General features: G+C 63.7%; 18 protein-coding genes. 7 read left to right on the forward strand and 11 right to left on the reverse strand.

What is annotated here, in order from left to right; genetic code table 11:
* Window positions 1-3: 3 nt before the first annotated feature.
* Window positions 4-564, reverse strand: coding sequence for a 16S rRNA (guanine(966)-N(2))-methyltransferase RsmD (rsmD, locus tag J2X76_RS04010; protein ID WP_310213443.1), 561 nt, complete (start codon window positions 562-564; stop codon window positions 4-6).
* Between the two features lie 6 nt (window positions 565-570).
* Window positions 571-2,682 (reverse strand): pseudouridine synthase, encoded by a 2,112-nt coding sequence (locus J2X76_RS04015; RefSeq protein ID WP_310213448.1) that lies wholly within the window; start codon window positions 2,680-2,682, stop codon window positions 571-573.
* Between the two features lie 148 nt (window positions 2,683-2,830).
* On the opposite strand from J2X76_RS04015, the gene J2X76_RS04020 reads away from it, so the two are divergent.
* On the forward strand, window positions 2,831-3,286 hold the full coding sequence (locus J2X76_RS04020) for a nucleoside deaminase (protein ID WP_310213451.1): 456 nt from the start codon (window positions 2,831-2,833) through the stop codon (window positions 3,284-3,286).
* A gap of 9 nt (window positions 3,287-3,295) precedes the next feature.
* On the opposite strand, the gene J2X76_RS04025 is transcribed toward J2X76_RS04020, so the two are convergent.
* On the reverse strand, window positions 3,296-3,925 hold the full coding sequence (locus J2X76_RS04025) for a hypothetical protein (RefSeq protein WP_113129826.1): 630 nt from the start codon (window positions 3,923-3,925) through the stop codon (window positions 3,296-3,298).
* 134 nt (window positions 3,926-4,059) lie between these two features.
* The gene (gene ileS, locus J2X76_RS04030) at window positions 4,060-6,972 is read right to left on the reverse strand and encodes an isoleucine--tRNA ligase (RefSeq protein ID WP_310213454.1); all 2,913 of its coding nucleotides are present in this window, start codon (window positions 6,970-6,972) and stop codon (window positions 4,060-4,062) included.
* A gap of 285 nt (window positions 6,973-7,257) precedes the next feature.
* Here ileS and J2X76_RS04035 point away from each other — a divergent pair, with 285 nt between their 5' ends.
* Both J2X76_RS04035 and J2X76_RS04040 read left to right on the forward strand, forming a co-directional pair.
* A complete protein-coding gene (locus J2X76_RS04035; RefSeq protein ID WP_310213458.1) occupies window positions 7,258-7,530 on the forward strand; it encodes a type II toxin-antitoxin system Phd/YefM family antitoxin in 273 nt (90 codons plus the stop codon).
* Window positions 7,527-7,985: a type II toxin-antitoxin system VapC family toxin gene (locus tag J2X76_RS04040; protein WP_310213461.1), complete on the forward strand. Its 459-nt coding sequence runs from the start codon at window positions 7,527-7,529 to the stop codon at window positions 7,983-7,985. The genes J2X76_RS04035 and J2X76_RS04040 overlap by 4 nt, the downstream gene beginning before the upstream one ends.
* A gap of 4 nt (window positions 7,986-7,989) precedes the next feature.
* On the opposite strand, the gene J2X76_RS04045 is transcribed toward J2X76_RS04040, so the two are convergent.
* The 4 genes from J2X76_RS04045 to J2X76_RS04060 form a co-directional block, all read right to left on the reverse strand.
* Window positions 7,990-8,970, reverse strand: a complete 981-nt coding sequence (locus J2X76_RS04045) for a bifunctional riboflavin kinase/FAD synthetase (protein ID WP_310213463.1) — start codon at window positions 8,968-8,970, stop codon at window positions 7,990-7,992.
* A 37-nt stretch (window positions 8,971-9,007) separates the two neighbouring features.
* On the reverse strand, window positions 9,008-9,856 hold the full coding sequence (locus J2X76_RS04050; protein ID WP_310213465.1) for a TIGR01459 family HAD-type hydrolase: 849 nt from the start codon (window positions 9,854-9,856) through the stop codon (window positions 9,008-9,010).
* A 127-nt stretch (window positions 9,857-9,983) separates the two neighbouring features.
* The gene (gene chrA, locus J2X76_RS04055) at window positions 9,984-11,321 is read right to left on the reverse strand and encodes a chromate efflux transporter (RefSeq protein ID WP_310214711.1); all 1,338 of its coding nucleotides are present in this window, start codon (window positions 11,319-11,321) and stop codon (window positions 9,984-9,986) included.
* 7 nt (window positions 11,322-11,328) lie between these two features.
* Window positions 11,329-12,147, reverse strand: coding sequence for a sulfurtransferase/chromate resistance protein (locus J2X76_RS04060; RefSeq protein ID WP_310213468.1), 819 nt, complete (start codon window positions 12,145-12,147; stop codon window positions 11,329-11,331).
* A gap of 528 nt (window positions 12,148-12,675) precedes the next feature.
* On the opposite strand from J2X76_RS04060, the gene groES reads away from it, so the two are divergent.
* The 4 genes from groES to J2X76_RS04080 all read left to right on the forward strand — a co-directional run bounded on the left by groES (window position 12,676) and on the right by J2X76_RS04080 (window position 16,946).
* Window positions 12,676-12,972, forward strand: coding sequence for a co-chaperone GroES (gene groES, locus J2X76_RS04065; RefSeq protein WP_007752582.1), 297 nt, complete (start codon window positions 12,676-12,678; stop codon window positions 12,970-12,972).
* Between the two features lie 59 nt (window positions 12,973-13,031).
* A complete protein-coding gene (groL, locus tag J2X76_RS04070) occupies window positions 13,032-14,675 on the forward strand; it encodes a chaperonin GroEL (RefSeq protein ID WP_113129818.1) in 1,644 nt (547 codons plus the stop codon).
* Between the two features lie 142 nt (window positions 14,676-14,817).
* Complete coding sequence (locus J2X76_RS04075; protein WP_310213480.1) at window positions 14,818-16,359, forward strand: cation:proton antiporter; 1,542 nt, start codon at window positions 14,818-14,820, stop codon at window positions 16,357-16,359.
* 137 nt (window positions 16,360-16,496) lie between these two features.
* The gene (locus tag J2X76_RS04080; protein ID WP_310213482.1) at window positions 16,497-16,946 is read left to right on the forward strand and encodes a DoxX family protein; all 450 of its coding nucleotides are present in this window, start codon (window positions 16,497-16,499) and stop codon (window positions 16,944-16,946) included.
* A gap of 66 nt (window positions 16,947-17,012) precedes the next feature.
* Here the strand turns inward: J2X76_RS04080 and J2X76_RS04085 are convergent, their stop codons facing one another.
* From J2X76_RS04085 to J2X76_RS04095, 3 genes are read right to left on the reverse strand one after another with little or no spacing between them, the layout of a single operon-like run.
* Window positions 17,013-17,417 (reverse strand): GFA family protein, encoded by a 405-nt coding sequence (locus J2X76_RS04085; protein WP_310213485.1) that lies wholly within the window; start codon window positions 17,415-17,417, stop codon window positions 17,013-17,015.
* Between the two features lie 23 nt (window positions 17,418-17,440).
* The gene (gene hisG, locus J2X76_RS04090; RefSeq protein ID WP_310213488.1) at window positions 17,441-18,139 is read right to left on the reverse strand and encodes an ATP phosphoribosyltransferase; all 699 of its coding nucleotides are present in this window, start codon (window positions 18,137-18,139) and stop codon (window positions 17,441-17,443) included.
* Complete coding sequence (locus tag J2X76_RS04095; RefSeq protein WP_310213500.1) at window positions 18,136-19,257, reverse strand: ATP phosphoribosyltransferase regulatory subunit; 1,122 nt, start codon at window positions 19,255-19,257, stop codon at window positions 18,136-18,138. Before J2X76_RS04095 ends, hisG begins: the two co-directional genes overlap by 4 nt.
* Window positions 19,258-19,344 lie beyond the last annotated feature (87 nt).

Here is a 19,344-nt window from a genome sequence, read left to right on the forward strand (position 1 = left end):
ACCTCAGGCCGGCTGGTAGCGGAAAAAATCCATGCGGGTATCGCCGAAGGTCCGGCTTTCCAAAAGCTTGTAGACGGCATCGACGGCAGGGTTTATGTCGGCCCGCTCCTCCAGAATGGCAAGGGCTCCGGGTGCCAGCCAGCCGCCCGCATGGGCCGAAAGCATGGCGCCCTCGCCGAGCCCCTGGCCATAGGGCGGATCGGCGAACAGGAAATGGAACGGCTCGATATTGTTGGCCGTGCCGAGCTTGGTGGCGTCGCGGCGGAGAATCCGCGCCCGGCCATGCAGGCCGAGGCTGTCGATATTCTCCCACAGCAGCCCCCGGCCCTCGACGCCGTTTTCGACGAAGAGCGCGCTCTTGCAGCCGCGCGACAGCGCCTCCAGCCCGACGGCGCCGGTGCCGGCGAACAGGTCGATCACCCGGCCTCCGTCCAGCGCCTGGGGATAGACGTGGCCGATAATGTTGAACAGGCTTTCGCGCGTCCGGTCGATGGTCGGCCGGATGTCGTTCGTTTTGGGCGTGGCCAGAGACCGGCCGCGAAATTCACCACCGACGATCCGCACCGCGCATCACCCTCTCGGCGTGCGCGGCTTGCCGCCGGCCGGGCGTCCGCCCGAAGCGGGCCGGCTACCGGGCTTGCCACCCGCACCCGCCGGCTTTCCACGACCGCCGGAAGGTTTTCCGCCAAAGCTCTTGCCACCCCCCGGCTTGCCGCCAAACGGCTTGCCGCCGGGTTTTCCGCCACGGGGCTTGTCGCCAAAGGGCCGGTCGCCTGCGGGACGATCTCCGCGAGGCGGCCGATCCGAGAACGGCCGGTCGCTGCGCGGACGTTCCGAACGGCCCTCGCCTGCCGAGAAGGAGCGCGCGGGGCGCTCGCCATCCTCGCGCGGCTTGCGATCACCGCGGGGTTTGTCGCCGAAAGAGCGCTCGCCCCTCGGCTTATCACCGAACGGGCGATCGCTGCGCGGGCGCTCGGAACGACCTTCGCCGGAGAAGGACCGTGCGGGACGATCACCGTCCTCGCGCGGCTTGCGGTCACCGCGGGGTTTGTCGCCGAACGGCCGGTCGCCGCGGGACGGGCGATCGCCGAAAGCACGCTCGCCACGCGGGCGCTCTGCGCGTGCATCGCCCGAGAAGGATTTCGTCCGGGGGCGGTCGCCGCCTTCGCGCGGCTTGTCATCGAAGGAACGCTCGCCGCGGTCCGGCCGATCGCCAAAGGACTTCTTGCGTCCGAAATCGCCCTTGTCCTGTTTGTCGGGGCCGTCGGCGCGGATCCAGTCGCTGTCTTCTTCCGCGCGGTTGACGAGGACCGGGCGGTCGTTCTGGGGTGCCGGCTTCTTGAAAAGCTGCTCGGCCTCGGCGCGGGCGGAAGATTTGCGGGTCTTGCTTTCGGTGGTCGGACGCGCGCCCGGCGCCATCCAGACATTGGCGGTGCGGCTGGTGCCCAGCGGAGGACGCTTCTTCGGCCGGTCGTCCTCGTCCTCGACGCGGCCGCCGAACGGCTTTGCACCACGTGGCTTGTCGGCAAACTTGCGATCGTCGCGCCTGGTGTCGAGACGGCCGAGCGCCTTTTCGCGCCGGTCCTCGGGCTTGCCGGCACGCGGACGCTCGGTCTTTTCAGGCCTTGCCGCCCATTCCGAATGCTCGGTGCGGGCGGACCGTTCCGCGCGAGCGGGCTTTTCGTCCTCTTCCGCAGCGGTCTCGGTATAGATCGGCGCGTCGAAATTGGCCTTGGATTCCTCGATCAGTCGCGGACCGAGCTGGTCGCGCAGCATGCGGCCGCGCACTTCGACCACCTCGCCTTCCGGCAGGTCGCCGAGCTGGAACGGCCCATAGGAAATGCGGATCAGGCGGTTGACTTCCAGCCCGAGCGCGCCGAGCACGTTCTTGATCTCGCGGTTCTTGCCTTCGCGGAGGCCCATGGTGATCCACGAATTGTGGCCCTGGGTGCGGTCGAGCGTGGCGTCGATCGAGCCATAAAGCACGCCTTCGACGGCGATGCCTTCCTTCAGCTTGTCGAGCGCTTCCTGATCGATTTCGCCATGGGCGCGCACGCGGTAGCGGCGCAGCCAGCCGGTAGTCGGCAATTCGAGGACGCGCGACAGGCCGCCGTCGTTGGTGAGCAGCAGCAGGCCTTCGGTATTGATGTCGAGGCGGCCGACGGAGAGAACCCGCGGCAGGCCTTCCGGCAGGTTGTCGAAGACGGTGGGACGGCCTTCCGGATCGGAATTGGTGGTCACCAGGCCGGCCGGCTTGTGGTAGAGCCAGAGGCGGGTGCGCTCGATGCCGCGGATCGGCGCGCCGTCCACTTCTATTCTGTCGGCCAGCGTGACATTGACGACCGGGGTATCGAGAACCTTGCCGTTCAGGCTGACCCGGCCTTCCATGATCATCCGCTCGACATCGCGGCGCGATGCCACGCCGACGCGGGCAAGGATCTTGGAAATGCGCTCGGGCTTGCCTTCCGCCTCCATGGTTTCCGGCGCGGGCGGCAGCTTGCGGACCGGCTTTGCCGCCTTTTCAGCGCCGGCCTTGGCCGCGAAACTCTTCTTCGGGCCGAGCCCCTCCTTGGCGGAAAAACCCGCCTTGCCGCCGGCACCGGCCTTCGCCTCGGAGCGGGGTTTGGTTTCGCGAACGAAGGTCCTGCCTTCGCCGCGCTTCGGCTTGTCTTTGGAATTCATTTGTTGTTTGCCTGAAGCGTGATGTCTAACGGAGCGATCCGGACATTCTTGTTCGTGTTGACTGAGATGGATTCGTGCCCGCACCCGGGCTTCCGGTTGGATGCTTCCTACCAGTTCACGCGATCCGGGTTAAGAGGAAATCGCCGAAATGCCTAATACCGATGGGTTCATGGACGCAGCACTTGCAGAAGCCAGGGACGCCGCCACCCGCGGCGAGGTTCCGATCGGCGCCGTGCTGGTGCTCGATGGCGCGATCGTCGCCCGGTCCGGAAACCGGACCCGCGCCGAAAACGACGTCACCGCTCATGCCGAAATCGCCGTCATCCGCGATGCTTCGGCAGCGCTTGGGCAGGAACGGCTGTCGGGTGCCGATCTCTACGTGACACTCGAACCCTGCACGATGTGCGCGGGGGCGATCTCGTTCGCCCGCATCCGGCGGCTCTATTACGGCGCCGAGGATCCCAAGGGCGGAGCGGTGGATAACGGCGTGCGTTTCTTCGCCCAGCCGACCTGCCATCATGCGCCGGAAGTCTATTCCGGCCTCGGAGAAAGCGAGGCCGCGGTGCTGCTCACCGATTTCTTCAGATCGAAAAGAGAGGATTGAGGCGCCGGCTCAGAAGAGCTTCCACCAGTCGCCGCCCTTCCTGGCGTCGGCGGCCTGCGCCTTGCGACGCTTTTCCTTCTGGCTCTCGGGCTCGCCGACATCCGTCAGGGCAGCCGCATCCGCCGAACGGAATTCCGCAGGCGGCTCGGAGAGCGAACGACGGCGCCCGGTGACGCTGACGGTTTCGGCATCTGCCTTGGCCTTGCGGAAGGCTTCCCATTTCTCGGTCTCGGTCATCTGACCGGCTTGGCCGCTGCCTGCAAGAAGCGGCGAACGATAGTTGGGGTCCTTTTCGTTCGCGGCGGCCTCGTCGCGCAGGCGCTTGCGGGTTTCTTCCGGAGATTCGACCCAGTTGGGGTTGTTCTCGCGGCTCGCCAGCGACTGCTGGGGCGCCGGCAACGTCTGGTCCTGCCCCTTGGCGACCACCAGCGAAGGACGCGGGTTGTACTTCAGGCCGGCTTTCGCCTCGGTATTCTTGCCACCGAGCGATACAGACTGGCCGAGATCGTCGGTCAGCTGTTCCATGGCCGTCTTGTCGGTGCCGTAGGTCGGACCACCGATGCAGCCCGAAAGGGTCAATGTCGAGGCGAGGATGCCAGCCACGCCCAGGCTGACACGAAACGCAGATGTCGCTTTCATCAAAACCCTTCCAGCGGCGCCCGTCCTGACGCCTCAGACACACTCAAACGCCTGATGGCCGGAAAATCCGGCCAATTTCAGGCAGTTTTACCGGATGATTGCCCAAAGCGCAATCATCCGGCGATTTCAAGCGATCAAAGCCGGCCGAGAGCGGCCAGTTCGCGCAATGCGGCGGCATCACGCGCCGACACATCCGGATAGGCTTGATCGGAGCCGACATCGGTCGTCACCCGCCACGAGCGGGCACATTTGGTGCCTTCGGCGAGCTTGGGATCGACGGCGACGCCCTGCACTTCGGCCAAGCGGAAGGCAGTCTCCGGCCCTTCGCCCGAAACGATGGCGATGCCCGAGGTGATGCAGGTCTCTTCGAAATCCTGGCCTTCCAGCGCCTTCATGAGCTCCGGGTCGTTGACATAAACGACAGGTGCCGCTTCCAGCGAAGAGCCGATCCGCTTGTCCTTGCGCTCGATTTCGAGCGCGCCTGTGACAACCGAGCGCACCTTGCGGATCTGCGCCCACTTCTCGGCAACCGCCTCGTTTTTCCACTCGGCGGGAACCGTCGGGAACTGTTCGAGATGGACCGAAACCGCGTTGGGGTTACGCGACAGCCACGATTCTTCGGTGGTGAACGGCAGCATGGGCGCAAGCCAGGTGACCGTGCAATCGAAGATCTTGCGGATGACGGCGAGAGCCGCGCGACGGCGCAGCGAGGACGGCGCGTCGCAATAAAGCGCGTCCTTGCGGATATCGAAATAGAAAGCCGACAGCTCGATATTGGAGAAATCGATCAGCGCCCGGGCGATCTTCTTGAACTCGAAGGCGTCATAACCCTCGCGCACGAGCTTATCGAGTTCGGACAAGCGGTGCAGCATCAGCTTTTCGAGTTCCGGCAGATCGGCATAGGCGATCTCCTCGCCCTCGTCATGGGCGAGCGTGCCAAGCATCCAGCGGATGGTGTTGCGCAGCTTGCGATAGGCATCGACATTGGTCTGGATGATGGTCTTGCCGAGGCGCTGGTCTTCCCAATAATCGGTGGTCATCACCCAGAGACGCAGGATATCGGCACCGGCATCCTTCATGACATCCTGCGGCGCCACGACATTGCCGAGCGATTTCGACATCTTCTGGCCCTTCTCGTCCATGGTGAAGCCATGGGTGACGACCGTGTCATAGGGCGCCCGGCCACGCGTGGCGGCGGATTCCAGCAGCGAGGAATGGAACCAGCCGCGATGCTGGTCGGAACCTTCCAGATAGACGTCGGCCGGCCATTTCAGATCCGGACGGTCTTCGAGCGTGAAGGTATGGCTGGAACCACTGTCGAACCAGACATCGAGGATATCCCTGACCTGGGTCCAGCCTTCGTTGGCGCGGGAGCCGAGGAAGCGCTCGCGCGCGCCTTCCGCGAACCAGGCATCGGCCCCTTCGAGATCGAAGGCTTCGAGGATGCGCTTGTTGACCGCCTCGTCCTGGAGGATCTCGCCTTCCTCATCGACGAAGACGCAGATCGGCACGCCCCAGGCGCGCTGACGGGACAGCACCCAGTCCGGGCGCTGCTCGATCATGGCGCGCAGACGGTTCTGGCCGGCGGCGGGCACGAAACGCGTGTCGTCGATGGCGTTCAGCGCCCGCGAGCGCAGCGTCGTGCCGTCGGCGAGCGTCTTGTCCATATAGACGAACCACTGCGGCGTGTTGCGGAAGATGATCGGCTTCTTCGAACGCCAGGAATGTGGATACTGATGCTTGAGGCGGCCGCGCGCAAACAGCGCGTTGCGCTCGATCAGCGCCTTGATGACACGGTCGTTGGCATCGCCCTTCTTGCCGTTGTCGTCCATGACGCGCGCGCCCTCGAAACCGGGGGCATCGGCAGTATAGGCGCCGGCATCGTCGACCGGGAACGGGATTTTCGTGTCGATGCCGCGGGCTTCGAGATCACGCACGTGATGCATCCAGGCCTCGAAGTCCTCGCGGCCGTGGGAGGGGGCGGTGTGGACGAAGCCGGTGCCGGCGTCGTCGGTGACGTGGTCGCCGGCGAGGAGCGGAACGGCGAAATCGTAGCCGCCGCCAAGGCCCTTCAAGGGGTGCGCGCAGGTGATCGCCGCCATCTCGTCAGCCGCGATGTCGCGCAGGCGCTTGTACTGGAGCTTGGCCTTGGCGAAGCTTTCTTCGGCCAGCTTATCAGCGAAGATCAGCTTTTCGCCGGGACGCGGGCCGAAGTCGTTGGCGGCCTCGGTCACTTCGTAAAGGCCGTACGAGATCTTTGGCGAATAGGAGATCGCGCGGTTGCCGGGGATCGTCCAGGGCGTCGTCGTCCAGATGACGACGTGAGCATCCAGAAGATCCGTCATCTTGGCGCCGTCGCGCACGACTAACCAAACTGGGAACTTCACCCAGATCGTGTCGCTCTCATAGTCGTGGTATTCGACTTCCGCTTCCGCCAGCGCGGTGCGCTCGACCACCGACCACATGATCGGCTTCGAGCCACGATAAAGCTGGCCGCTCTGGGCGATCTTTAGGAGTTCACCGGCGATGCGCGATTCCGCGTGAAAATTCATCGTCAGGTAGGGGTTCTCGAAATCGCCGACGATGCCGAGGCGCTTGAATTCCTCGGCCTGGACCTTGATCCAGCCGGCGGCGAATTCGCGGCATTCCTTACGGAACTCGTTGACCGGGACCTCGTCCTTATTCTTGCCCTTCTCGCGGTATTTTTCCTCGATCTTCCATTCGATCGGCAGGCCGTGGCAATCCCAGCCCGGAACATAGTTCGAGTCGTAACCGCGCATCTGGAACGAGCGGGTGATGACGTCCTTCAGGATCTTGTTCAGCGCGTGGCCGATATGGATATTGCCGTTGGCATAGGGCGGGCCGTCGTGCAGCACGAATTTTTCGCGGCCGGCGGCGGAGGCGCGAAGTTGTTTGTAGAGGTCCATCTGCTGCCAGCGGGCAACCAGTTCCGGCTCCTTCTGCGGCAGGCCGGCGCGCATCGGGAAATCGGTTTCGGGCAGGTAGAGGGTCTTCGAATAGTCGAGCTTTTCGGCGGTATCTGTCATGGATTGAGCAATCGTCCTGGCGCCGCGACGGGGCGCATCTCGATGAAAATTGGCTGGCGGAAGGCGCTTTGAAAAACGCCGAAAACCCGGACCTTCCCGCTCGCTCTCAAGCCGCGCGGAAGGCCGGGCCGATAATTCGAATGATCTGAGCCAGCCGGAATTCTTTCATAATGCGGTTCCTTAAGGGTTTTTGCGGCGGAAAGGAAGGGGCAAAACCAAGATGTTGTTCTGGACTGACGGAGATGCAAGGGCTATATCTGACTAGCTGACCAGTAGGAGATTTTCATGGCGGGCAGGCCTACCATTCGGGATAGCAGCTGGAAGCTGGAGGATGCCAAGGCGCGCTTCAGCGAAGTGGTGAGGCGCGCGCGCAACGAAGGCCCCCAGCGCGTGACAGTGCGGGGGCGCGACAGCGTCGTGGTGATCAGCACGGAAGAGCTGGAGAGGCTGACCAGAGCCGCGCCCAGGAAACCTTTCGTGGAATTCATGGAGGGCCTGGGGCTGGACACGTTGGAGCTGGAACGGGAAGCGGATCGCGGCCGGGACATTGACCTGTGATCGGCTGGCTGCTGGATACCAATGTCATCGCCGCCCTGATCAATCCGAACGGTGCGCCTTCGGTCAAGCGCTGGGCGGCCGGACAGGATGAAGATCGTTTCTTCATCAGCATCCTGACCTTGGGCGAATATGACAAGGGTATCGAAAACCTGCCGGCGGAAGACGAAAACCGATACCGATACGCTGCCGCCCGTGACGCGCTCGAAGACAGGTTCGGTGGACGGACCCTTTCCGTCAGCGATCCGATCGTCAGGCGGTGGGGCGCCATATCCGGAAGGGTGAAGCTGGCGACCGGCCATGCGCCGCCGGTGATCGACACAATCCTTGCCGCAACGGCGATAGAGCACAATCTCTATCTCGCCACCCGCAACGTGAAGGATACCCACGCATCCGGCGCGGCAATCTTCGATCCCTGGCAGGACGATCCAGGACGGTTTCCGCTGAGCCGCCGCTAACCCCTCAAAACGCGATCTTGGCGTCCAGCTCTCCAAGCGGCCGCACACCGGACAGCAGCCCCCGCGCCTCCTCCTCGTCGCGTCTGATCTGGGCAACCAGCGGATCGAGCCCGTCGAATTTCAGTTCGTCGCGCAGGTGGCCGAAGAAGGAGACGGAACAGGTCTCGCCGTAAAGGCTGCCGGAAAAATCGAACAGGTAAGTTTCGAGCAGCGGCGCCCCGTTCTCGATCACCGTCGGGCGGCGGCCGTAGCTGGCGACGCCGTCGAACAGCGTGCCGTCGGGGCGGCGGAAACGCACGGCGTAGATGCCGGCCTTCAATTCGGCCTCCGGGGGAAGCTGCATGTTGGCGGTCGGGAAGCCGAGCTGGCGGCCGAGTTTTTCGCCGCCGATCACTTCCGCCTCGAGCGTATAGCGGTAACCGAGCAGGCCGGCCGCTGCCGATACATCGCCTTGCGCCAGCAGGTCTCGGATGCGGCTCGACGAGATCACCTCGGCATTCTCATCGCGGAAGGCGTCGACGAGCTGGACGTTGAAGCCATGCTTGGCGCCCGACGCCATCAGGAACGCCGGGCCGCCTTCCCTGCCCTTGCCGAAATGGAAATCGAAGCCGGTCACGACGGCGCTGGCGGAGAGCCAGTCGACCAGGATGGTCTGGATGAATTCTTCCGCCGAGCGGGTCGCAAAGTCCGGGGTGAAGGGATATTCGATCACCGAGCGGAAACCCATGGCTTCGAGCAGCCGGGCCTTGAGCGGCGCGGGCGTCAGCCGGAACACCGGTTCCTCCGGGCGGAAAACGGTGCGCGGATGGGGTTCGAAGGTCAGTACCAGGGCCGGCACGCCGCGCTCTTCGGCAAGCGTCAGCGCCCGTTCCAGAACGCTGCGATGGCCGCGATGCACGCCGTCGAAATTGCCGATGGCGATGACGCCGCCCTTCAACCCGTCAGGCAGCGGTTCCTTCTTCTCGTTGCGGTGGAAGACAGTCATGCGGCGGATTCCGGTTCCGGCCCATTCAGGCCCAGGGCTATGCGAGGCGCGGCATCCAGTATTTCGGCGTCGCGTTTTCCCGCTTCAGCCAGGCGTTGAGGATCGCCTCGTCGGTCTGGCCGTTGATCGTGTATTCCGCGACATGGATGCCCGCGCTGATATAAAGCAGGTCGAGGCCGTATGCGAGTGCGCCGCGCACGTCGGTCGGCATGCCGTCGCCGATCGCCAGAACCCGGCTCATCGGGAAATCGCCGTGCGCTTCGCGGGCGGCTGCGATCGCCGCCTCGTAGATCGGCCGATGCGGCTTGCCGGCGACGCGGGTCTTGCCGCCCAGATCTTCGTAATAGGCCGCAACCGCGCCGGCACAGGGGATGATCTTGTGGCCGCGCTCGACGACGAGATCCGGGTTGGCGCAGATGAAGGGCACGTCGCGCCGGGCAAACGCGGTCAGCATGTCGGTATAATCTTCCGGCACTTCCTTCTCGTCGTCGAAGAAACCGGTGCAGACGATGCATTCGGCCTCGTCAGCCGGGACCACCTCGACGCCAAGCCCGTCGAACAGGTTGAGATCGCGGTCAGGGCCGATCAGAAAGACCTTTTTCGGGCCATCGACGATCAGGTGCTGGGTGACGTCGCCTGACGTGACGATCCGGTCGTAGGTGCCGTCCGGAACGCCAAGCAGTTTCATCTGCTGAATGACGCCAGGCGCGGTGCGCGGGGAATTGGTGATCAGCACGACCGTCGCACCGGCTTCGCGGGCCGCGGCCAGCGCCTTGCACGATTGCTGGAAGGCTTCGACGCCATTATGTACGACGCCCCAGACGTCCGAAAGCACGACGTCGTAGTCGCCGATCACTTCGTTCAGATTGCCGATGCGCTTCGCCATGTCTTCTTCCCGTCTCGCAAGTCCCGGGTCACATGGCAAACCCCCGGAAAGATTACAAGAGATATTCGAGGGAAAACCCGCGGCGGCATCGCCGGGCCGGCAGGAGCCGGCTTTCAGCGCCTCGTCCCTAGGCCGCAACCAGAAAGCGGACGGCAAGGCCAACGACCGCGCTGACAAGGAGCACGGGCACCATGCCGATCTTCATGCGGAACAGCAGGAAAGCCGAGACCGCGAAGAGCAGAAAGGCGAACGGATCGAGAGTGGTCCAGACCGGCCAGAAAAGCTTCAGGCCGACCGCCGGCCAGATCGAGATCTGCTCAACCTCACGGAAAAGGACATGCAGGCCGAACCAGATGGCGAGGTTGAGGATGACGCCGACGACCGCGGCGGTGATCGCCGAGAGCGCCGCCGAAAGGACCGGATTGCCGCGCAGCCGCTCGATATAGGGCGCTCCGGCGAAGATCCAGATGAAGCTCGGCACGAAGGTCGCCCAGGCGACCAGCAGCGCGCCGATCACACCGCCGGTGACGGGGCCAAGACCGGCCGCCTCGCGGAAACCGACCAGGAAACCGACGAATGAAAGCACCAGGACGAGCGGTCCCGGTGTCGTTTCGGCCAGCGCCAGCCCGTCCAGCATCTCGCCGGGTTTCAGCCAGCCGTAATTCTCGACTGCCACCTGCGCCACATAGGCAAGCACCGCATAGGCGCCGCCAAAGGTCACCATCGCCATCTTGGAGAAGAAGGTGAACATGACCGTTAGGCCTTCCGGCGCGGAGAAAACCCAGAGCAAGAGAAGCGGAAACTGCCAGACGGCGATCCACAGGACCAGCGTGGCGACAGCCCCCAACGGCGTCGGCCGCTTCGGCAGCTCCATCGCCGCGGAATCGGTATTTGCCGACTGGCCTCCCCTGCGGGCCGCGATAAAACCGGCAAGCCCGGCCGCAAGCACGACCAGCGGAAACGGCAGGCTGAAAAAGAACAGCGCGATGAAGGCAGCCGCCGCGATGCCGACCAGAAAACGGCTCTTCAGCGTCTTGCGGCTCAGGCGGATGACCGCCTCGACGACGATCGCCAGCACGGCCGCCTTCAGCCCGAAGAACAGGCCGGTCAGCCAGCTCGTGTCCTGATAGAGAGCGTAGGCCGCCGAAAGGGCGATGATGACGGCAAGCCCCGGCAGCACGAAGAGAAGGCCTGCGATCATGCCGCCGCGCACGCCGAACATCAGCCAGCCGATATAGGTGGCGAGCTGCTGCGCCTCCGGTCCGGGCAGCAGCATGCAATAGTTCAGGGCATGCAGAAAACGTCCTTCCGAAAGCCAGCGCCGTTCTTCCACCAGCATCCGGTGCATCAAGCCGATCTGCCCGGCAGGCCCGCCGAAACTCAAGACCCCGATCCGCGCGAACACCGCAGTCAGCTCGCCGAGCGAGGGGTTGGCCGCGATCCTGTCCTTCACCGCGCGATCCATCACCGCCTCACCCTTTTCCACCCCGGACCACCCAGTCGTGCTTTTCGTCCATCGCGTCGCGCGCCCACCGATAGAGCGCGTCATAGATCAGCATGCCCTGATCAAGCTGTTCCAGATCGCTGGCATACATGCGCGACAGGCCGAGCGATATGGCCAGAAGTCCGGCCGCCTGCGGTTCGAGGTCGAGCCGGTCGGTATCGGCGCCGCGAACGATCCTCGCCATCTGGCCCAGGGCCGGCAGCAACAGGCCGAATTCCTCGACCATGACATCGAAGCTGCAGAGTTCTCCGCGATGGCTCCAGAACACGCCGTCGACATCGAACGGGGTGGCGCCGAACCGCTCGGCCACCGCCTCGACCTCAGGGGCCGCGACGAAGAGAAATGCGGCGGCCGGATCCACGAAACGGCGGATGAGCCAGGGACAGGCGATCCGGTCTATCTTCGGTCTGGTACGCGTGACCCAAAGCGTCGCGCCATTGGTATTGCGCGGAGGCAGTTTCTCGGCCGGCAGGAGCGGCAAGCCAAGGTCACGCCAGCCTTCGAAGCCATCTTCGAGATTTTCGGCCTCGGCGCCGGCCAGGCGCAGAAAAGCGGCAACACCCTCGCTCAGCTTGCGGCCCTTCTGACAGACGACAACGACCCAGCGGCCGCGAAACGACCCCGCCCAATCGGCGACATCCGAATAGTCGCGCCTCAGCGAAGCCGGCAGCAGGAAAGGGTTTTCGGCGAAATCTTCGGGCGTGCGAACGTCTATGATGACGGGCGCCTTGGGCGTGCCGATGAGACGGGCCAGCTTTTCACAGGAAATCGTGTTAAAATTCGCCATGTTACGTCCCCTCTAAGAGCCATATGTGAAAACCATATGAAGGACGCGAACTTCGGCATGGCGCCTCGTGGGGCATTCGCAAACCCCATGATTACGTTAAACGGGATACTGGAAATCGAGTCAAGGCAGCATTTTGATTTCCAGACAGGCCGGAATGCGCCCCGACAGCCGCGACGGCTCGGCGACAGCGGTGAAAACACGCTTGCCGGCCGTGCTCTTTCGATCCGCGCCTTTCTTCCACCAAAGTCCAGTGCAACATGCCGACCTGCCCGGCGGGGTGGCCGGAACTGAAAGCCCGATGTGCCAAAGACGGCGGTCCGTTCGCCAAGCGCAGGCGTTTATCAGCATCCGTATCGTTAAGCGTATTTCGTATGAGGTCCCGAGCCGTCTCGAAAATTTTACGGCCGTTCTTGACTCATCCGCCTGCCACCCTTATCTCGACGCGGCTGGCACTCTCTACCCGGGAGTGCTAACAGCACCGAGATACGGGTTCCACCCGTCCATGTCATTTGATCGAGGGATTAGACAATGGCAAGCACCAATTTCCGCCCCCTTCACGACCGCGTCGTTGTTCGTCGCGTCGAATCCGAAGCCAAGACCAAGGGCGGCATCATCATTCCTGATACCGCCAAGGAAAAGCCGCAGGAAGGCGAAATCGTCGCCGTCGGCACCGGCACCCGCGACGACAAGGGCAACATCACCGCTCTCGACGTCAAGGCCGGCGATCGCGTCCTGTTCGGCAAGTGGTCGGGCACCGAAGTCAAGCTCGATGGCGAAGACCTTCTGATCATGAAGGAATCCGACATCATGGGCATCATCGGCTGATTTCCAGCCGGTTGCTCTTCATTCGAAATCGCTGACACCCCTTTTCAGGAGTTATCAAAATGGCAGCCAAAGAAATCAAGTTCGGCCGCACCGCGCGCGAAAAGATGCTGCGCGGCGTCGATGTTCTCGCTGACGCAGTCAAGGTAACGCTCGGCCCGAAGGGCCGCAACGTCATCATCGACAAGTCCTTCGGCGCTCCGCGCATCACCAAGGACGGCGTATCGGTCGCCAAGGAAATCGAACTTGACGACAAGTTCGAAAACATGGGCGCCCAGATGGTCCGCGAAGTTGCTTCGAAGACCAACGACATCGCCGGCGACGGCACCACCACCGCTACCGTTCTTGCCCAGGCGATCGTCCGCGAAGGCGGCAAGGCCGTTGCAGCCGGCATGAACCCGATGGACCTGAAGCGCGGCATCGATCTCGCCGTTGCCGAAGTCGTCAAGGATCTCCAGGCCAAGGCCAAGAAGATCAACACTTCGGAAGAAGTCGCACAGGTCGGCACGATCTCCGCAAACGGCGAGAAGCAGATCGGTCTCGATATTGCTGAAGCCATGCAGAAGGTCGGCAACGAAGGCGTCATCACGGTTGAAGAAGCCAAGACCGCCGAAACCGAACTCGAAGTCGTCGAAGGCATGCAGTTCGACCGCGGCTACCTGTCGCCCTACTTCGTGACCAACCCGGAAAAGATGATCGCCGACCTCGACGACGCTTTCATTCTCCTTCACGAGAAGAAGCTCTCGAACCTGCAGGCGATGCTCCCGGTTCTCGAAGCCGTTGTTCAGACCGGCAAGCCGCTCCTGATCATCGCTGAAGACGTCGAAGGCGAAGCTCTTGCAACGCTCGTCGTCAACAAGCTGCGTGGCGGCCTCAAGATCGCTGCCGTCAAGGCTCCGGGCTTCGGCGACCGCCGCAAGGCCATGCTGGAAGACATCGCCATCCTGACGGGCGGCACTGTCATCTCCGAAGACCTTGGCATCAAGCTCGAAAATGTCACCCTCGACATGCTCGGCCGCTCCAAGAAGGTTTCGATCTCCAAGGAAAACACCACGATCGTTGACGGTGCCGGCGCCAAGTCCGACATCGAAGGCCGCGTTGGTCAGATCAAGGCCCAGATCGAAGAAACCACCTCCGACTATGACCGCGAAAAGCTGCAGGAACGTCTTGCCAAGCTCGCTGGCGGCGTTGCCGTGATCCGCGTCGGCGGCTCGACGGAAGTCGAAGTCAAGGAAAAGAAGGACCGCATCGACGACGCTCTCAACGCGACGCGCGCTGCCGTTCAGGAAGGCATCGTACCGGGCGGTGGCGTTGCCCTGCTCCGTTCGTCCACGAAGATCTCGGTCAAGGGCGAGAACCAGGACCAGGAAGCCGGCATCAATATCGTTCGCAAGGCTCTTCAGGCACTGGTTCGCCAGATCGCTGAAAACGCTGGTGACGAAGCCTCGATCGTTGTCGGCAAGATCCTCGACAAGAACGAAGACAACTACGGCTACAACGCTCAGACCGGCGAATACGGCGATCTGATCGCGCTCGGCATCGTCGACCCGGTCAAGGTTGTCCGCACGGCTCTGCAGAACGCAGCTTCGGTTGCCTCGCTGCTGATCACCACCGAAGCCATGATCGCCGAACTTCCGAAGAAGGAAGCTGCCGGCGGCGGCATGCCGGGCGGCATGGGCGGAATGGGCGGCATGGACATGATGTAAGACCTTCGGGTCTTCACATCTGAGCCAGCCGGTTCAGTTCGGAAAGGGCGGTCTTCGGATCGCCCTTTTTGTTTATCCGGCTTTTTGCGGACCTGGAGCAAAGGCCGCTGACAACGGCGCGATCGGCAATTACAGTTGCTCCATGAGTTTCTTCGAGAGCCTGCTCGTCCTGCTGCTTGTCGCGATCGTGCTCCTGCAGATCTCGCGCCGGCTTTCCGTGCCCTATCCATCGATGCTGGCACTCGCGGGTGCGGCCGTCGCACTGGTGCCGGGCATGCCCTATATCTCGCTTGATCCGCACACCGCCCTGGCGCTGTTCATCGCGCCGGCGCTGCTGGACGCCGCCTTCGATTTTCCGCTGGGGATCGCCCGCCGGTTCTGGCTGCCGCTGCTGGTGTTTGCGATCGGCGGCGTCTGCGTCACCGCGGCAGCCGTCGCCTTCGTCGGATGGACTGTCGCCGGATTGCCGATTGCAGCCGCACTCGTGCTCGGCGCGATCGTCGCTCCGCCCGATGCGGCGGCCGCAACGGCGGTGCTGTCGTCGATGTCGATCCCGCGCAGCACCGACACCGTCCTTCGGGGCGAAAGCCTGTTCAACGATGCCGCGGCGCTCTTGATCTTCGACGCGGCGCTTTCCGTTCAATCGGCCGGCAATCTCGACACCGCGGTAGCGCTGCATCTTTCCCTTGCGGTACCGGGCGGCATCCTGCTCGGTATTCTCGCGGCAGGCGTAGTCCGCTATCTCATGCGCTTCGTCGCCGGCACGCTCGGCGGCATCCTCCTGCAATTCGTGCAGACCTTCCTTCTCTGGATCATTGCCGAACGCCTCGGCCTGTCGGCGGTTCTCGCCATCGTCGCCTTCGCGATGACGCTCGCCAGAAGCAGCGAAGCGCGTTCCTCGGCGCGCATGCGCGTGCAGTCCTATGCGGTCTGGACCGCCGTCGTCTTCGTGCTCAACGTCATGGCCTTCCTGCTGATGGGCATGCAGGTTCGCGACATCGTCGGCGGAATGCCGGCAGACCACCTTTGGGATGCGGCGACGTTTTCGCTGCTTACGATCGTGATCGTCATTGCCGTGCGTTTCGTTGTCTGCCTCGGCTTCAACCGGATCAATTCCTGGTATGAACTGCGCCGTGGCAGACCCGAACCCGCGACGGTGACGCAGGCGCTTTTGGCCGGCTGGTGCGGCATGCGCGGGCTGGTGACGCTCGCGACCGCCTTCGCCCTGCCGGCGGACTTTCCGCAGCGCGACGTGGTGGTGCTGACGGCGTTTGCGGTGGTTCTCGCAACCCTCGTCGTCCAGGGACTGACGCTCACCCCGATCATCCGCTGGCTCGGCCTTGACCGCCGCGCCGAAGGGCATGGCGAACTTGCCGTCCTGCGCGGCAAGATCGCGCTCGCCGGCCTTTCCAAGCTGGACGGAGCGACGGAAGCCGAGGCCGACCTGCTGCGTTCGAAATTCCGCATCGAGCAGCAGGCCGCCTCGCGGACCGAGGACGCGAAATCGCTCGACACCTACCGGCGGCTGGCCCTGAAGGCGATCGCCGGACAGCGGGAGGAGCTGGAAAGGCTTCGCCTGGTCCACAAGGTCAATGTCGACGAGTACAATCTGCTGCTGGAAGAGATCGACTGGCGCGAACTTTCGGTTCTGCCGGAGGATGCGCGCCGCATCGAGGAAAGCTGATTGCGGACGATCGTTCTCTTTTGTCGAACAAACCGTCAATCATCGTTCATCTTCCGAAGACGGGGGAAATGAGGCACATAGGGTCCCAGAGAATTCAACCGCGTGTCCCATCAAGGACACTGATCCGGAGATCCAAAATGTCCACCACCGCTACCAATTCCCTGCTTCTCGTCGGCCGCGTCCTTCTGTCCGGCATGTTCATCCTGTCGGGCTTCCAGAAGTTCGGCGACCCGGCCGGCACCGCCGGCATGATCACCGGCGCCGGCATCCCGGCTGCAACGCTGCTCACCTATCTCGTCGCCGTGTTCGAAGTTGCTGGCGGCTTCGCCATCCTGACCGGTTTCCAGACCCGCATCGCAGCAATCCTGCTGGCGCTGTTCTCGGCCTTCACCGCGCTCGTCTTCCATTCCGGCGCCATCGCCATCCCGGGCTTCCCGGATGCCGCAAACGGCCTGCTGACCATGTTCAACCAGCTCAGCATGATGAAGAACCTGACGATTGCCGGTGGTTTCCTGGCTCTTGCCGCCGTCGGCGCTGGTGCATTTTCGATCGACGCCCGCCGCGGTTCTGTCGCAATCGCTGCCTAAGCTCTCAGAATTCCCTGCCCAAGACTGCCCGCCGGACCGATAAAGTCCGGCGGGCTTTTTTTGTTTTCAGTCCTTTTCCTTGGCCGGCAGTTCGCCGATATCCGCAAGCCAGGACGGTGCCGAGCGGCACCAGACCTGCCGTTGCGGCTTGATTTCCAGCCGCTGGTCGATGCTGCCCCAGCGGACGCCCCAGATCTTTGCCGCCTCGCCCTCGCCATTGACGAACAGCTGCGAGCCGCATTCGGGGCAGAAATACTGCTGACGGACGCGGCCGCTCTCGGCCACCCGCTTGTACATTTGGGGCTGGCTGCCGGTAATCGTCAGGTCGCTGTCGGCAACGATCGCCGTGACGCGGAAGGGAGAACCGGTCAGCTTCTGGCAGTCCGAGCAATGGCAGATGACGACCCGCTGCGGATCGAGTTCCGCTTGATAGGTCGTCCGCCCGCAATGGCATCCGCCGGTAATATGCATGGGTGATCTCCTCCTCCTGGAATTCAGAGCGCGGCGCGCACGGCCTCCACGATCCTGGCAATCCGAGGGTCTTCCTCGTGACCCGGTTTGCGCGCCCGCACGAGGCAGGCCTCCGACTTCAGGATCACGCCATCCGACAGGATCTTCAGGTGGTTGGCGCGAAGCGTCGAGCCCGTCGACGTGATATCGACGATGATATCCGCCTGGCCGGCAGCCGGCGCGCCTTCCGTGGCGCCGAGGCTTTCGACGATGCGGTAGAGCTGGATGCCGTGCTGGCTCGAAAAGAACTGCTGGGTAAGCCGCCAGTATTTCGTGGCGATCTGCAGCCGGCGACCATGACGGGCGCGGAAATCCGCCGCCACGTCGCCGAGGTCGGCCATGGTTTCCACGTCGAGCCAGATTTCCGGCACCGCGACCACCACATCCGCCTGGCCGAAGCCGAGGCGGGCGCAGAACTCCACGCGTCCGTCGGCGCCGGCCATGCCTTCGCGCACCAGGTCCTCGCCGGTGACGCCGAAATCCACGGCGCCGCTTGCCAGCTCGCGGGCGATCTCGGAGGCCGAGAGATAGGCAATCTCGACGCCGTCAATTCCCTCGATGCGGCCGCGATAGGAGCGGTCGTTGCCGACGGCGGAAATGGCGAGCCCGGCGCGTTCGAAGACTGTTGCGGTATCTTCCTTGATGCGGCCCTTGGAGGGCAGAGCGATGGTGATCGTGCTCATCTCGTGGCCCTCGCGGCTTCGATGCGGTCGAGCCAGAGCGAGAAACCGACCGCCGGGATATGCTCCTTTGCACCGAGCAGGGTCAGCAGCCGGTCGAAACGGCCACCGCCGGCGAGCACGGCGGGCGAACCCGCTTCGGTCACTTCGAAGACGAGGCCGGTATAATAATCGAGCGGACGGCCGAACGCGGCACGATAGGTCATCGCGGACAGATCGGCGCCGGCATTGGCGAGTGCGGCAAGCCGGGCGTCGAAGCGGGACACGGCGGGGCCGAGCTTCAGGTCGGCGGCATCGGCAAAGCCGGCCAGAGCGGCGGGCGCATCGGCGAGCGGCAATTGCAGCGTCAGGAATTCCCGCAGCAGCAGCAGAGCCGTACCATCGAGCCGGGTTTCCGCCAGTTCCAGCTTTTCCTTCAACCGACGAGCGATCTCGGTCGGGGAGCGGCTGGCATTGGTGGAATAACCGGTTTCCTGCATGGTGCGGTCGATGCGGGTGACGAGGTCCGCCTCGTTGTCCGAAGCGATCAGTTCGGCGATCTCAGGATCAAGGCCGGCGACTGGCTGCGGCCTTGCGAGCCGTTCCAGCAGCGCTTCGAGGTGTTCCATGTCGCCGAACGCGTGGATCAGCCGCCGCTGCCAGCCGAACGGCAGGCCGAGCGCCTTGACCACCGCCTCGAACACCGCCTGGTCGCCGAGCGTCAGGCTGAGTTTTTTGCCGGGCAGCAGTGCCTTCAGGATGCCGGTCGCATCGCCGATGGCGCGGGCGTCGGAGCTGGCGATATCCTTGTCGCCGAGATCCTCGATGCCGGCCTGGTAGAATTCGTGGGAACCCTCGCGGCGCTGGCGGAAGACCTCGCCGAGATAGGAATACCGCTTCGGGGTGCCGGTGGCGGTTTCGATGTGGCGCAGGCAGACCGGAATGGTGAATTCCGGACGCAGGCAGAGATTGGCGCCGGTCTCGCTTTCGGTGAGAAAAATCCGGCGGCGCAGATCCTCGCCGGCCATGTCGAGGAAGGGTTCGGCCGGCTGGATGACCGGCGTATTGACCCGCTCGGTGCGGCGGGCGGCGAATTCGTTGAGAAGATCGGCGGAGAAGTCGGGCATGTCGATCAGGGGCATGGATAAGCTCCCGCGGTGCCACGAAGCCCCCCTCTGCCCTGCCGGGCATCTCCCCCTCGGGTGGGGAGATCACAAGCGGCACGACCG

Origin of the sequence: Neorhizobium sp. 2083 (assembly GCF_031455615.1) — a bacterium.
GTDB lineage: Bacteria > Pseudomonadota > Alphaproteobacteria > Rhizobiales > Rhizobiaceae > Neorhizobium.